The sequence below is a fragment of the Streptomyces sp. NPDC058401 genome (genome assembly GCF_042722885.1).
Classification (GTDB): Bacteria; Actinomycetota; Actinomycetes; order Streptomycetales; family Streptomycetaceae; genus Streptomyces.
The window spans coordinates 1-12,325 of sequence record NZ_JBHXKA010000028.1 but is presented as its reverse complement, the minus strand read 5'-3'; the positions used below and the strand labels follow the sequence as shown (position 1 = coordinate 12,325).

Genomic DNA, 12,325 nt, shown 5'->3' with positions numbered 1-12,325 from the left:
AGGATGGGGGCGTGCGATCGGCCGCCACTGGAGCGAGCCTAGACAGGAAACAGACCACTGATAAATTTCCTAGCAGCACTAGACACGGGATGGCGGCGACCCTACGCTGAGGCCTCATGAGAATCCTCTTTGCCAGCGTGGGCAATTTCGGGCACATCTTCCCCTTGCTTCCCTTGGCGAGGGCCGCACGAGCAGCCGGCCACCAGGTCGCGTTCGCCACGGGTGAGCAGTTCCACCAGACCCTTCGTGAGGCGGGGTTCGAGCCGGTCACGGCAGGCCGGTCCGTACCCGAGGCGTTCATCGAAGCAGCGGGCGGTCAAGCCTTCCTCGAGCAACACGGCGGCGAGGTGGGAGCCCAGGACGTACCGGCCTCCGTCCTCGCGGACCTCCACATCAAGGTGTTCGGCTCCGTCCTGCCCCGCTGGGTCGCCGCCGACCTGGCCACGGCCTTCACCACGTACCGCCCCGACCTGGTCGTCCACGAGGTGCTCAACCCGGGCGCAGGCTTCGCCGCACGGCTCGCCGGCATCCCCGCCGTCGCGCACGGCGTGGGCCCCATCTCGCAGGACCACGAGGCCGAGCGGCTCCGCCGGGAGATCCTCGCCACCGCGGCCGACCTGGGCGTCGACGTACCCGCCGACCGCGCGAGCACCCTGGGCAACACCCTCATCGACATCTCCCCGCCCTCCATCCAGGACCGGAGCATCCTCGAGTCCGGCTGGCCGCGCATCGAGCTGCGCCCCGTCCCGTACGTCGAGCAGGGCGAGATCCCGGGCGGACTGGGCGCCTCCGGCGACCCGTTCGTCTACCTCACCCTGGGCACCGCGCTCGGCTCCGCCGACAACCTGCGCACGGTCATCGACGGGCTGCGCCCGCTGGGCGTGCCGGTGCTGGTGGCCACCGGCTTCCGGATCCAGCTCGCCGAACTCGGCGAACTGCCCCCCAACGTGATCGCCGCGCCGTGGGTGCCGCAGTCCGAGGTGCTGGCGCGCGCGTCGCTGGTGGTCCAGCACGGCGGCAGCGGTACGACCCTGGCCACGCTCGCGGCCGGCCTGCCCCAGCTGATCGTCCCGCAGGGCGCCGACGGCCCGGCCAACGGCCAGGCCCTGCACGCCGTCGGCGCCGGCGAGGTCGTCTTCGACCTCTCGGCCGACGCCGTGACGGAGAACGCCCGCCGCATCCTGGGCGACGAGAGCTACCGGGACGCGGCCCGCAAGGTCGCGGCGGAGATCGCCGCGATGCCGGACCCGGAGGCGGTCGCCGCCCGCCTCCCCGACCTCGCCGGCTGACCGGAGCCGCCCCGACCGGCGCCCCCCACCCCCGCCCCGGCCCCCGGCCGGGCCCGGGGCCCGCCGGCCGGGACACCCGGCCCCGCAGCACCGCCGGAGCGCACCCCCCCCGCAGTGCCCGTCGTACCGCATGACCGCATGACCGCATGACCGCATGACCGCATGAGCCTATGACCGCATGACCCCATGACCGCCGGAGCGCAGGGAGCCCCGGCGGCACCGAACTCCCGGACGTCCCACCCCCGTCGTCCGGGCCCATGGCATCCGGTGTGCGCGGATCCTCCCCCGGTCGTGCGCGCACCGGATGTACCGTGGCCCGTCAGCCCAGGGGCGCCGCGGCGGAGCGGGCACGCCCGGCCGCGGCCCCGCCGCCGGCACCGGCCGGCAGGTCCTCGACGGGATCCTGCGCGTCCGCGTCCGTCAGCGCCTCCAGCATCCCCCGCAGTTCGCCCGCCAGCTCCACCGCCTCGGCCCGGGTGAACACCCCGCAGGCGAACTCCAGGCCCAGCAGCGGATCCCCTCCCCACCGCAGCACCCGCAGCGTGGCGTCCGCGGTGGCGCCGCCCAGGTGGCCGTGGTGGAAGCGCGAGGTGAGCGGACCCGCCTCCAGGGTCTCCGGCAGCAGCTCGTCGCAGGCCGCGAAGGCCACCTGCGTCAGGGCGGGCCGGGACCGGTCGGCCGCCGCCCCCAGTTCGCGCGCCAGCGCCGCCGTGTCGAGGTCCGCGTAACCGAGGGCCTCGCCGAACTCGCAGGCGACACCCCGCAGGAAGTAGTCGACCCCGCCCTCCAGCTCGCAGCAGACCGGCACCGTCGCCGAGCACGGCGCGACCGTGCCCATCAGCTCGGCCGTGGGGCGCCGCGGCAGCTCGGTGCCCACCAGCAGCCGTTCGTGTCCGGAGCGCCGCCCCGCCGTCAGCGCCCACGCCGACAGCACCACGACCGAGTGCGGTACCCCGGCCCGCGCGGCCGTCGCGTCGACCGCCTCGCGCAGGCCCGGGCCGAGGCCGAACAGCAGCCGGTCACCGCGGAAGTCGAAGACCGCCGGCCGTCGGCCCGGTCCCGCCAGGTCCACGACCGCGGGGAACTCGCGCAGTCGCTTGACCCGTTCGGCCGCCGGCGCACGCAGCGCACCGGACCGGTCGAGCCCCTCGGCCCGTCGCGCGACCGGGTCGCCCCCGCGCCGCCCGCCCCCGTCGAGCGGCCGGCTCCGCACGGCGCGGCCGTAGTCGGCGAGCAGCTCCCGCCAGACCAGCGCGACGGACCAGCAGTCCAGCGCGGCCTCGTGGTACAGGAAGGTCAATAGGTGCCGGTCCGCCGCCAGCCGGGTCAGGGCGAAGGCGAGCGGCGGCCGCTGCGGATGCCCGGTCAGGCCCTCCACGTCCACCACCAGCCGTGCGTGCGCCGCGGCCACCGGATCCTCGCCCGCCCCGACCGTCACCTTCGCCATCACGACCAGCGGCAGCGCGTACGCGTCGAGCACCCGCCGTACGGGGCCGCGCGGCGAGGAACCGAACGCGGTCCGCAGCCCCTCGTGGCGCGCACTCAAGGCGTCCAGGGCCGTACGCAGCGCACCCAGGTCGAGCGGCCCGGTGAGCTCGGCACTGAGCATCCGGTGCACCGCGGCGGCGCCGGTGTACTGCTGCGCGGTGAGGGCCGCCAGTTGCCCGGGCAGCAGCGCGCGCGGCCCGGAGCAGTCCGCTTCGGGCACGCCGCCGCGCGGCACGGCAACGGCCCGCGCGAGTACGTCGGCCAGGGGGACGGGGCCCAGCAGCTGGGGTATGTCCAGCGAGAGTTCCAGCCGTTCACCGGCCAGGGCCTGCAGCCGCATGGCCTGACCGAGCCCACCGCCGAGGGTCATGAAGGGCGAACCCGAGGCCCGGGCCGGCAGGGTCCGCCGGTCGTGGCCCAGCAGGTCCGCCGCCAGGTCGAGCAGCTGCTCCAGGGGAGTCGGGGTCTGCATGGGGGTGGCCTCTCCGTGGGCGGTCTTGCCCCGCATGCTGCCGACCACACCTAGAAGGCCACTAGACGACGGCTGTGGACACCGGCCGAAAACACGCCCCACCCAAAGACAGAAACCCTATCACTGACAACTAGAATTTCACCGACAGTGCTACCGTAGTTCGCATGACCCTCCGAGAGCGCCGAGTCCGCGAGCAGGCCCAGCGCCGCCAGTTGATCCTCACCACGGCGCGCGAGATGGCCGAGGCGGAGGGCTGGGACTTCGTCACCACGCGACGGCTGGCTGAGCGCATCGAGTACAGCCAGCCCGTGCTCTACCAGCACTTCAAGAACAAGGACGCCATCGTCAGCGCGGTGGCTCTCGAAGGCTTCACCGAACTGACCGCGGCACTCCACGCGGCCCGGCTCTCCTCACAGGACCCGCACGAGGCCCTGGACGCGGTCGCCCGCGCTTACGCCGACTTCGCGGCCCGCGGCCCCGTCCTCTACGAGGCCATGCTCACCCTCGACGTGGGCCTGGAGCACTCGGAAGCCGGCACCCCGCAACCCCTCCTCACGGCCTTCGCCGAGATCAGGCAGGCCGTCGAGCCGGTCGCGGCGGGCCGCGACCCCGACCTCGTCGCCGAGGTCCTGTGGAGCGCCTGGCACGGCCTGGCCACCCTCACGTGGGGCCGCCGCCTGCGCCCGGACCTCACCAGCGAGCGCCTGGCCGCCCTGACCGGCATCCTGACCGGCCCGGCGGCCCACGCGCGGTAAGGCGACCGTCAGACCGAGCTGTTCACGGTCTCGGGCTGCTCGGGCTGCTTCGCGCTCTCGTGCTCCTTGACCCGCTTCCCGAGCAGGATGAAGAACAGCACGAGCCCCACGGTCAGGATGATGTGCCCCAACCCGCCCACCAGGGAGAACAGTTCGGGAACCTCGTTCCCGAGCACGGTCTGGGTGCCCCGGTAGAGCATGCTGAGGCAGGTGATGGAGAGACCGGCGTTGTAGAACCAGAAGAAGCGGGTGAACTGCTTGTCCCCGGACAGCCCGAACACCTTGTCGAGCCCGAGAACTATGAGGAAGACCAGCATGCCCAGCGCGAGCAAGTGCGTGTGGAGGATCGAGAGCTGGGTTTCGCCCTCGAATTCGTTGATCTTGGTCATCTCCCGGTAGTACAACCCGGAGATCACGCCGACAATCATGTAAATGTGCGCCGCGACGTACGACTTCCGCATCCCCGTGCCCGCTCCCTGCTGATCCAATAGCGCCCCTGACGGTGGCCATTGAAGCACCTCGCGTAGCCTGTTCGGCGGAACCAAATGCGTCGCTCAAGCCGGGTTCGAGCGAGATTCCACGGCCCCTCCAGCCCCACCCGCCATCACGGCCCACCACCCCCGCACCGTGCGGCCGGCGTCCGTCGTACTCGCCACCCACGCACTGACCTGCAACGAACCGCCCCCTCCAGCCCGCCTCCACCAAGCCCGAGCCGAAGGCGCGTTGAGCACGCAGGCCCCTCAGGCCGAGCCCCGTCCCCCCACTGGACCAGCCGGAATCCGACCCCCGCGGTCTGGCGGATTCCTCTCCAGCAGTGGCGGGAAACAGGCAGCCGCCGGAACGGACCGCTCACTCGAGGTACGTGTACCCGAGCCCATTGCTCAGCCGCCCGCACGCGGTCCCCGCGTAGACGGAGACGACCGCTGCCGTGGGCCACGGCGGCGCGACGGCGATGACCGCGGTGTCACCGAGCACGACCACCTCCGCGCTTTCCAGCCCCGTGAAACACCCGTCGGCCCCCACCGAGCCGAAGAACACCCGCGTCGAGGAGCCGAGACCGGCGCCGCTCAAGGTCACCTGCGTACCACCGCTGCGCGGTCCGGCATCCGGCTGCAGCGCGACGAGCTCCCCCTGCGCGACCCCGTCCGGACCGGACGTCCCCCCGACCGCACAACGCCCGGGCCCGTCAGCCCCGGCCCACGCCACGGACTGCCCCCACGGCAGGCCGCACAACAACACCAAGGCGAGCACCAGCCCGCTCGGACGCCGAGTACGCGTCATGACAAGAACCCTCCAGGCGAAGACGGAGCCGGGCCACCCCATCATGGGGACCACATACGACCCAATCCAGCACAAACACACCATGCCGCGCCCACACACTCCCCCTGTGACCCAGGTCACACACCACCATCTGTCACACGGTCCGGACCACCGGTGTCTTGTGCCCAGAAGCCCAACCAAGCGCTGGAGACACACGATGAACGAGTCCAAGAACACCGAAGTGGTCGTCATCGGCGGCGGATACGCGGGCGTCATGGCGGCGAACCGCCTGACCCGGCGCGGCGACGTCACGGTGACGCTGGTCAACCCCCGTCCGGACTTCGTCCACCGGGTCCGTCTCCACCAGCTGGTGGGCGGCTCCGACGCCGCGGTCATCGCCTACGGGGACGTCCTGGCCGAAGGCGTCCACCTGGCGGTCGACACGGTGGCGCACATCGACAAGAACGCCCGCACCCTCGCACTGACCTCGGGCGACACGCTCGCCTACGACTACCTGGTCTACGCCGTGGGCAGCGGCAGCGCCAACCCGGCCGTCCCCGGCGCAGCCCGGCACGCCTACCCCATCGCCACCCTGGAAGACGCGCAGCGCCTGCGCCCGGCCCTGGACGCCGCACCCTCCACGGCCATGGTGACGGTGGTCGGCGCCGGCCCGACGGGCATCGAGACCGCCGCCGAACTGGCCGAGCAGGGCCGCGCGGTCACCCTGGTCTGCGGCGGGGTCCTGGGCCCCTACCTCCACGCCCGCGGCCGCCGCACCGTCGCCGCCCGGCTGGCCCGCCTCGGCGTCACCGTCCTCGACGGCCCCGGCACCAAGGTGACGGCCGTGACCCAGGACACCGTCCAGCTCGCCGACGGCCGCGAACTGCCCAGCACGGTCACCATCTGGACCGCCGGCTTCGCCGTCCCGGACCTGGCCGCCCGCAGCGGCCTGACCACCGACGCGCTGGGCCGCCTCCTCACCGACGAAACCCTGACCAGCGTCGACGACGCGCACATCGTCGCCGCCGGCGACTCGGCGGCCCCCTCGGGCCTCCCCCTGCGCATGAGCTGCCAGGCGGCCATGCCGATGGGCGCACGCGCCGCGGACACGGTCCTGAGCCGGATCGCGGGCGAGCAGCCGCAGACCCTCAACCAGCCGTTCGCCGCCCAGTGCATCAGCCTCGGCCGGAACGGCGGCATCTTCCAGTTCGCCAACCGCCTCGACACCGCGGTGTGGTTCAACGTCAACGGCGCCCTGGGCGCGAAGCTCAAGGAGACCGTCTGCAAGGTCATCCCGAAGCACCTCGCGGACGAAGCGGCCAAGCCCGGCGCCTACACCATGCACCTCAAGTCGGGCGGCGCGGCCCGCACCCGCCGCCTGCAGACCACCCCCACCGAGGCCCCCACCACCACCCACCAGACCGCCTAGCCCAGACTAAATCCGCCCTTCATTTTGAACCACTCACACAGCGAGCAGCAGACCGGCCGCCCGGGATGACACGGAACGAGTTCACTATGAAGAATGGGGGGCAGTCGGATGGCAGTGGAGTTCCGCCCTATGTGAGGAGTTGCCGTGACCAGCTACGTCATCACGGTCCCCGGTACGTTCGTCTCGGACGTCCCTGATTCCATCCACCTTGCCATCGAACGGAAGTTGGCATCGCGGCACACGGAGGTCAGCGAGAACGAGGGGCTGCGCCTCCTCACCCTGAACGACGACCGCACCTTCTCCATCCGACTCGAGGTCGAGGCCCCGGACAAGTACGAGGCGGAACTCGACGCCCTGCAGATCGTCACGACAGCCCTGCAAGAAGCCGGCCTCTCAGACCTCGAAGCCCCCCTCGGCCCCCCATCCGTAACCGGCATCGACAGCAACTTGTAACCCCCTCCTGCGGAGCGATGGAAGGCGGGGCTTCGATGGATTTCGTATTCGTCGTGGCAGGCGGAATCTTCGGAGGAAGCTCCCGGAGAGAGGCCAGGAGAGACGCCCGAATCTTTTCCGAGGGTGGATCTCTGGTCTTCCAGGGATGCATCGTGGGAGACCGTTCGTACTGCGCGTCTGCGGTCGTCCACCTCACCGCGGGCCCCGCTGGTCTGAGCACCTCGCCGACGGAGTTCGTGGACCTCCACAGACGGACGGTTCCGGTGGAGCGGCTACAGATCGTGCGAGCCCGCAGAAGAGAGAAGGGCGACCCGCCCGCTGTGTGGTCGTCCTGGCACGTACTGGAGTGCCGTGACGGCGAATCCCCTGTACTGATCGCCTGTGCACCCAGACACCTCGGCTATCTGAGAACCGTGCTGGAGCGAGGAGCCACCCACCAACAAGATGATCTGAATCCAGCCCGACCGGGAGCCGAAGCGACCACGACCCTGGAGGGGACGATGGACAAGAAGAACGAGTGGCCAGAACTGACGGGGAAGTCACCGGAGGACGCCGGCAGCCAGATTCGCGCGGAGTTCCCGGAGATCACGGTCCACGTGGTCCCCGAGGGCAGCATGGTGACGATGGACTTCAACGAGCACCGGGTAAGACTCTTCGTAAAGGACAACAAGGTGGCCCGCCCACCCAAACGGGGGTAGCGGCCGCTCCCAGAGGACGCCGTCACACCCCTGAGCACTACGCGCGACAGGAAAGCCCCTTCGTGGCTGTACCAGGCGAGCCAGACCGTGGCCTCCTCAGTGGCGGCCGTGCTTCCGCCGAGGCCACGAGGGAAGCCGTCCCTGGGGACCCCAGGTGTGGGTACCGTCGCTACTCCAGCGGGCCGGCCCGGCGCCGGTCTCCGGATGGTCACCGTACTCACGGGGTGTCCCTCGAGGGAGTACACCACCACGTTCCTGTCCCAGCTCCCGCGCCAGACGGCCACGGCGGGCCGGCCCGTCCGGGGCGGGAGCTTGGCGGGGGTCGGTGCCCAGAGGGCGACGCTGATCACCCACCCGCACAGTCTCCCGCCAAAACGGCCATGGGCCTCAACTCAAACGTCTTCGCAGTTCAGCGCGCTGGAACGCAGAACCGTACCGATCTGCGTCTGCGGGGCGACGGGCCGTCGCTCAGCGCTTCGGAGGCAGACCGTCCAGCAGATCGTCGACCTCTTCAACGTGGCGATGTCGACGGTGTTCGGGACCGCAGTCACGAGGCCCTGACGGCTGTTTGCGGCTGGTGACAACGTTCCTACCGGCACCCCAAGTCCAAAGACACGTAGCCTTGTTGGGCAACTTCTGTACAGCCAGGTCGGGACGAGTACAGGGAGATCGAATTGTCGCTAGAGGACAGCTACGACCCGGACGGCTACGAAGATCTCGGTTCTTGGCCGCTGGAGGGCGGAGGCATCGTGCGGGAGCGCTTGCTCTACCGCCGAATCGATTCAGCGTGGATGGACGAGGGCGACGGCTGGTCCGTGGCCCTCAGCCCCCGTGACCGTCAGTTGCTCCTTGATGATGCCGAGACTCGAGGGATGACTCCACACGAGTACGTGTACTGGATCGCCCGGATGTCGCGTACGGAACTCCACCGGTACAAGCGGCAGGCTGAGGCAGGAGCCATGGATCGCTGGCTGTACAACATGTGGGTGACTACTCGCCTATGGGTGATTGCCCAGGACGTCGACTAAGCCCACGCTCTGGGGCAGTACGACCGGGCCGCCCCCGGTATTCCGTCGGAATACCGGGGGCGACGGACTAGAGGGTCCAGCCGGTCCCGTGATGGCTGGACGTCCCCACCGCACCGTCCTGACCTGCGGTGGGGAGGAAACCGGTTAGTTCACCGACCGGTCCCAGATGAGGTAGGGCACGGCCACCGTGGCGTAGGCGCCGAAGGCGGTGAGAGCGGCGTCGATGGGGTCGGCCCAGGACGGTGCGAGCCGTACGACCAGGAGCGCGGCGACGGCGATGGCGCCGCCGAGGGCCAGGAGGACGGTCAGAACCCTGAGGAGCCGGCTGGTGCCGGGCTGGGGGCCGGCGTCGGTGGTCTCGGTCATCTGCACCGTCTCGGAGGTGCGGGTGGTCGTCTGGGTGGTGCGGGTCGTGTGCGTCGTGGTGGGCATGGTGTTCCTCTCAAAGGTCCGGCGCGGCGCCGGGTGTTGGTTGGGGCGAGAGCCACTGTGCGAGGCCGACAGCGGTGGGTCGAGTTCTCGCGAATTTCCGTTCCGTACCTGGTCAGAGGCCTGTAAGTGCGTCCGTGACGCAGATTCGCGAAGGCTTGACACAGGCGCAGTTCGCCAGGCGTTCGCCGTTGCGGGTTGAGGATGCGACGTCCGGGGGTTAGCCCCGCAAGCCCCGGCTTCGAAGGCTGTGAGTGAGTCGAACGCCTCGTGGACGGAGCCGAACCGGAGGCACGCGATCAGGCCGGGGTCCTGCGGCGTGCCGAGTCATCCTGCGTGCGGCTCGGTCAGGAAGTGGTGCGGTCGGTGTTCGCGTTCCGGTTGCGGAGCTTGGCCCGGATCTTCTTGGCTGTGTACCCGGCCCCGCTGATGAGGGCCGCGGCCAGGGCGTTGCCAAGAAGGCCATGGCCGAGGAATGCGTAGAGCGTGGACAGCGTCACGGGCTTCTCCCCTATTGGCAGGGCGTACTGGGGTGGGGAGAGATTGACCGGCGCACGCCTGTCCAGGGGCCAGCGGCCGTATCGCCGCTGGTGGGAGGGGGGATCGGGTTGGTCATGAGGTGGTCAGAACTGCACGGAACGGCGGGGGAGGAACGCGATGGCTCCGCGTGAGATCGACGAGGAGACCGCCGCCGGACAGCTCGCGCTGTTCCTGGTCTGGTTGACCAAGGGCGCGACGGTCCGGCAACTGGCGGACCGCTTCGAGCCCAGCAGCTCGACGTGGGGGAACTACCTCAACGGCTCCCAGCTCATCCCCAAGCCCGTCCTCAAGGCCTTGTTAGAGGCGTTCACCGAACCCGGACCGGCCCGCAACACCGCGGTCAGGGACGCCTGGGAACGCTGGAAAGCAGCGGACACCGAACGCAGCTCCGCCCGCGCGACGCCCGGCAGGGAAGTGATGCGCCAGCACCAGCGCCTGGAGGACGCCCTCGAGCAGGTACTCAGGTACCAGAAGTTCGTCGCGAAGGCGCAGGAGCACCTGGCGGAGCTGCGCGTGATGCTCGCTTACACCGAGAGCCGGCTGGAGAAGACCGAGCTCCAGCTGCAGATGGCCGATGAGCGGGAGCGGGCCCGGGCGGAGCTCCGCCTGGGCCAGGCCAGAGAGCGGCTGAGCCGGGTTCGTATCCAGCAGGAGCGCGCCCGCGGCCGGCGGATGACGGCCGAGGAACAGCAGGAATTTTGGATGACGGAGGCGCTGAACGCTCAGGAGGAGATCAGCCGCCTGGAGCGTGAGACGCGGGACCTGATCGTCGTTCCGCAGGGTTCGCTGCAGCCGGTCCGCCAGGACACGGCGGACGAGGTGGACGACGCGGCCTTCGAGAACCGCTTGGCGCACATCACCGCCGAAGGCCTCGAGGACGAGGCCCTGATCGAGGAAGACCTCCAGCCCGACACCGACCCTGATGGGCCGTACCTCCTTCTGACTGTCCAAGACGCTGTCCAACCCCTGTCCAAAACCCCGTTGGACAAGCCCCCCACCAGCAACGACATCGATCGTCAGGCCGCGCTGACCAGGGTGGCTCAGACCCTCCACGCCGCTGGCCCAGCCCGCCTGGCCACAGCTCTCCACGCGACCGGACCCACCCGCCTCGTACCGGCCCAACGCGCGGCCATCACCCCGGAAACAAGCCCCAATCCGCCGCCGGAGCCCCTGTGGCGGGCGCTTCTTCTATGGCTGGGGATTTTTGCCTACGAGCCAAACCCGACCTCTAGCCCCATCGCCACCGCTCTCGCCCTGGAGCCGGCTCCGGAAACCCCGTCTTTCTGGGCCAAGGACAGCATCAAGCCCTTGGGCCTCCTGCTCGGCTTTGCGCTCTTCGCCATCGCCGTGACCTGGTACTTGATGGCTCAGGGTGAGGCCGCTCAGTACGACAATGTCAGCGGCCGGGTGCCCGCAGTCATCACGGCGACGATCCTGTGCCTCATACCCCTCTACTGCGCCCTCAGGCTCATGACAGTCCCGAAAATGACCGCACGCATCCTGGCCTCTGCCTTGCACCTGGTCTGGATCACTTTGATGCTCTTCGACCTCTTCCCGTGGCCCGCGATCTCCAGGAAGTAGCGCAGCTCCATGGCTAGACCCCGGCGTGGGCGTTCAGCTCAGCACTTCCGAGGGCGACATCAGCCGGGACAACACTGGCCGCTTCAGCGGAGTTAGGCACCCTGCCGGATCACCGCCCGAGCAAATTAACCGCACTTTTTTTGGGGTTTATCGATGAATCTATCTGCTTGAATTTGAGGGCTTGTTTTTTGGTGCTCTAAATTCCTGGTGGCGACGCTTTGAATTCTCCGATCAGATCTGACGGTGCGTCAGTTGTGTGTGTTTGAGCGTGCGGTGGGGGTGCGTGGGACCCCTGGTCGGAATTCCGACTGGGGGCCGGACCCGCTGTGTGCTCGTGTGGGGGCGTTGGTTGCCCGCTGGCCCCCTGGGGGCGTTCCGGCTGTTCAGAGGCCAGTAGGGGGCGCCTGGGAGCCGCTCGTGGCCATGACTTCGGAGGTACCTCGCCTTCTGGGCCGGGCAGGGTCCTGCTCGGAGGTTGGGGGAGGGGCCGGCCGGTTTTAGGCTCGGATCCCACCGAAAACGGCCCGTCATGTTGGGGACAGGGGTAGTGTGGTGACTAACAGTCACGAAATCGCAAGCTCGGCTTTGGATTCGGCCGGGGCCGGTCACCCCCTCTCCTTGCTAGCCGCCCGCGGAGCGGGCCAGGGGCCGGGGAGCGAAGCGACCGGGCCCCAGACCCGCACAACCCAGCAATACCAAGGGGGAGCGAAGCGAGCCCGACCCGCACACAGGGGTCTGGAGCGCAGCGGAAGACCCCGGGCCCAAGCCCGCGAAGCGGACGCCGGCCCGCCCCGCGCGAAGCGCGGGGCCCTCACACTCCGTCACCAAGGGCGCGCAGCGCCCGCGTTCGGTCCAGACCGCGCAGCGGGGGGGTAGCAGTCTCTTTTAAACAAATGTAGCTGC

The 12,325-nt window shown here is 69.8% G+C and carries 12 protein-coding genes; 7 read left to right on the top strand and 5 right to left on the bottom strand.

Annotation, left to right across the window (positions count from 1 at the left end):
* Nucleotides 1–116 precede the first annotated feature (116 nt).
* A complete protein-coding gene (locus ACFWNV_RS13235) occupies nt 117–1,289 on the top strand; it encodes a glycosyltransferase (RefSeq protein ID WP_383945057.1) in 1,173 nt (390 codons plus the stop codon).
* Between the two features lie 319 nt (nt 1,290–1,608).
* On the opposite strand, the gene ACFWNV_RS13230 is transcribed toward ACFWNV_RS13235, so the two are convergent.
* Entirely contained in the window at nt 1,609–3,285 is a 1,677-nt protein-coding gene (locus ACFWNV_RS13230; RefSeq protein ID WP_383945055.1) for a condensation domain-containing protein, read from the bottom strand.
* A gap of 128 nt (nt 3,286–3,413) precedes the next feature.
* Here ACFWNV_RS13230 and ACFWNV_RS13225 point away from each other — a divergent pair, with 128 nt between their 5' ends.
* Nucleotides 3,414–4,004 carry a TetR/AcrR family transcriptional regulator gene (locus ACFWNV_RS13225; protein ID WP_383945052.1) on the top strand — a complete coding sequence of 197 codons (591 nt, stop codon included), beginning with the start codon at nt 3,414–3,416 and terminating at the stop codon, nt 4,002–4,004.
* Between the two features lie 8 nt (nt 4,005–4,012).
* Here ACFWNV_RS13225 and ACFWNV_RS13220 read toward each other — a convergent pair whose 3' ends face one another.
* Together ACFWNV_RS13220 and ACFWNV_RS13215 are read right to left on the bottom strand one after the other, a co-directional pair.
* Nucleotides 4,013–4,465 carry a DUF2871 domain-containing protein gene (locus ACFWNV_RS13220; protein WP_383945050.1) on the bottom strand — a complete coding sequence of 151 codons (453 nt, stop codon included), beginning with the start codon at nt 4,463–4,465 and terminating at the stop codon, nt 4,013–4,015.
* Between the two features lie 388 nt (nt 4,466–4,853).
* The gene (locus ACFWNV_RS13215) at nt 4,854–5,285 is read right to left on the bottom strand and encodes an IPT/TIG domain-containing protein (protein WP_383945047.1); all 432 of its coding nucleotides are present in this window, start codon (nt 5,283–5,285) and stop codon (nt 4,854–4,856) included.
* Nucleotides 5,286–5,481: 196 nt separating this feature from the next.
* On the opposite strand from ACFWNV_RS13215, the gene ACFWNV_RS13210 reads away from it, so the two are divergent.
* From ACFWNV_RS13210 to ACFWNV_RS13195, 4 genes are all read left to right on the top strand, one after another.
* A complete protein-coding gene (locus ACFWNV_RS13210) occupies nt 5,482–6,693 on the top strand; it encodes an NAD(P)/FAD-dependent oxidoreductase (RefSeq protein ID WP_383945045.1) in 1,212 nt (403 codons plus the stop codon).
* 144 nt (nt 6,694–6,837) lie between these two features.
* The gene (locus ACFWNV_RS13205; RefSeq protein ID WP_383945042.1) at nt 6,838–7,146 is read left to right on the top strand and encodes a hypothetical protein; all 309 of its coding nucleotides are present in this window, start codon (nt 6,838–6,840) and stop codon (nt 7,144–7,146) included.
* A 35-nt stretch (nt 7,147–7,181) separates the two neighbouring features.
* Entirely contained in the window at nt 7,182–7,844 is a 663-nt protein-coding gene (locus ACFWNV_RS13200; protein WP_383945039.1) for a serine protease inhibitor, read from the top strand.
* Nucleotides 7,845–8,518: 674 nt separating this feature from the next.
* Entirely contained in the window at nt 8,519–8,872 is a 354-nt protein-coding gene (locus ACFWNV_RS13195; RefSeq protein WP_383945037.1) for a hypothetical protein, read from the top strand.
* 144 nt (nt 8,873–9,016) lie between these two features.
* Here the strand turns inward: ACFWNV_RS13195 and ACFWNV_RS13190 are convergent, their stop codons facing one another.
* Both ACFWNV_RS13190 and ACFWNV_RS13185 read right to left on the bottom strand, forming a co-directional pair.
* Nucleotides 9,017–9,304: a hypothetical protein gene (locus ACFWNV_RS13190; protein ID WP_383945034.1), complete on the bottom strand. Its 288-nt coding sequence runs from the start codon at nt 9,302–9,304 to the stop codon at nt 9,017–9,019.
* 344 nt (nt 9,305–9,648) lie between these two features.
* On the bottom strand, nt 9,649–9,801 hold the full coding sequence (locus ACFWNV_RS13185; RefSeq protein WP_383945031.1) for a hypothetical protein: 153 nt from the start codon (nt 9,799–9,801) through the stop codon (nt 9,649–9,651).
* Between the two features lie 157 nt (nt 9,802–9,958).
* Between ACFWNV_RS13185 and ACFWNV_RS13180 the strand changes: the two genes are divergently transcribed.
* The gene (locus tag ACFWNV_RS13180) at nt 9,959–11,422 is read left to right on the top strand and encodes a hypothetical protein (RefSeq protein ID WP_383945029.1); all 1,464 of its coding nucleotides are present in this window, start codon (nt 9,959–9,961) and stop codon (nt 11,420–11,422) included.
* Nucleotides 11,423–12,325: the final 903 nt, after the last annotated feature.

Coding starts and splice junctions, on each gene's coding strand:
- ACFWNV_RS13180 (WP_383945029.1), top strand. CDS start 9,959: ATGGCTCCGCGTGAGATCGACGAGGAGACCGCCGCCGGACAGCTCGCG.
- ACFWNV_RS13200 (WP_383945039.1), top strand. CDS start 7,182: ATGGATTTCGTATTCGTCGTGGCAGGCGGAATCTTCGGAGGAAGCTCC.
- ACFWNV_RS13215 (WP_383945047.1), bottom strand. CDS start 5,285: ATGACGCGTACTCGGCGTCCGAGCGGGCTGGTGCTCGCCTTGGTGTTG.
- ACFWNV_RS13230 (WP_383945055.1), bottom strand. CDS start 3,285: ATGCGGGGCAAGACCGCCCACGGAGAGGCCACCCCCATGCAGACCCCG.
- ACFWNV_RS13225 (WP_383945052.1), top strand. CDS start 3,414: ATGACCCTCCGAGAGCGCCGAGTCCGCGAGCAGGCCCAGCGCCGCCAG.
- ACFWNV_RS13220 (WP_383945050.1), bottom strand. CDS start 4,465: ATGCGGAAGTCGTACGTCGCGGCGCACATTTACATGATTGTCGGCGTG.
- ACFWNV_RS13235 (WP_383945057.1), top strand. CDS start 117: ATGAGAATCCTCTTTGCCAGCGTGGGCAATTTCGGGCACATCTTCCCC.
- ACFWNV_RS13210 (WP_383945045.1), top strand. CDS start 5,482: ATGAACGAGTCCAAGAACACCGAAGTGGTCGTCATCGGCGGCGGATAC.
- ACFWNV_RS13190 (WP_383945034.1), bottom strand. CDS start 9,304: ATGCCCACCACGACGCACACGACCCGCACCACCCAGACGACCACCCGC.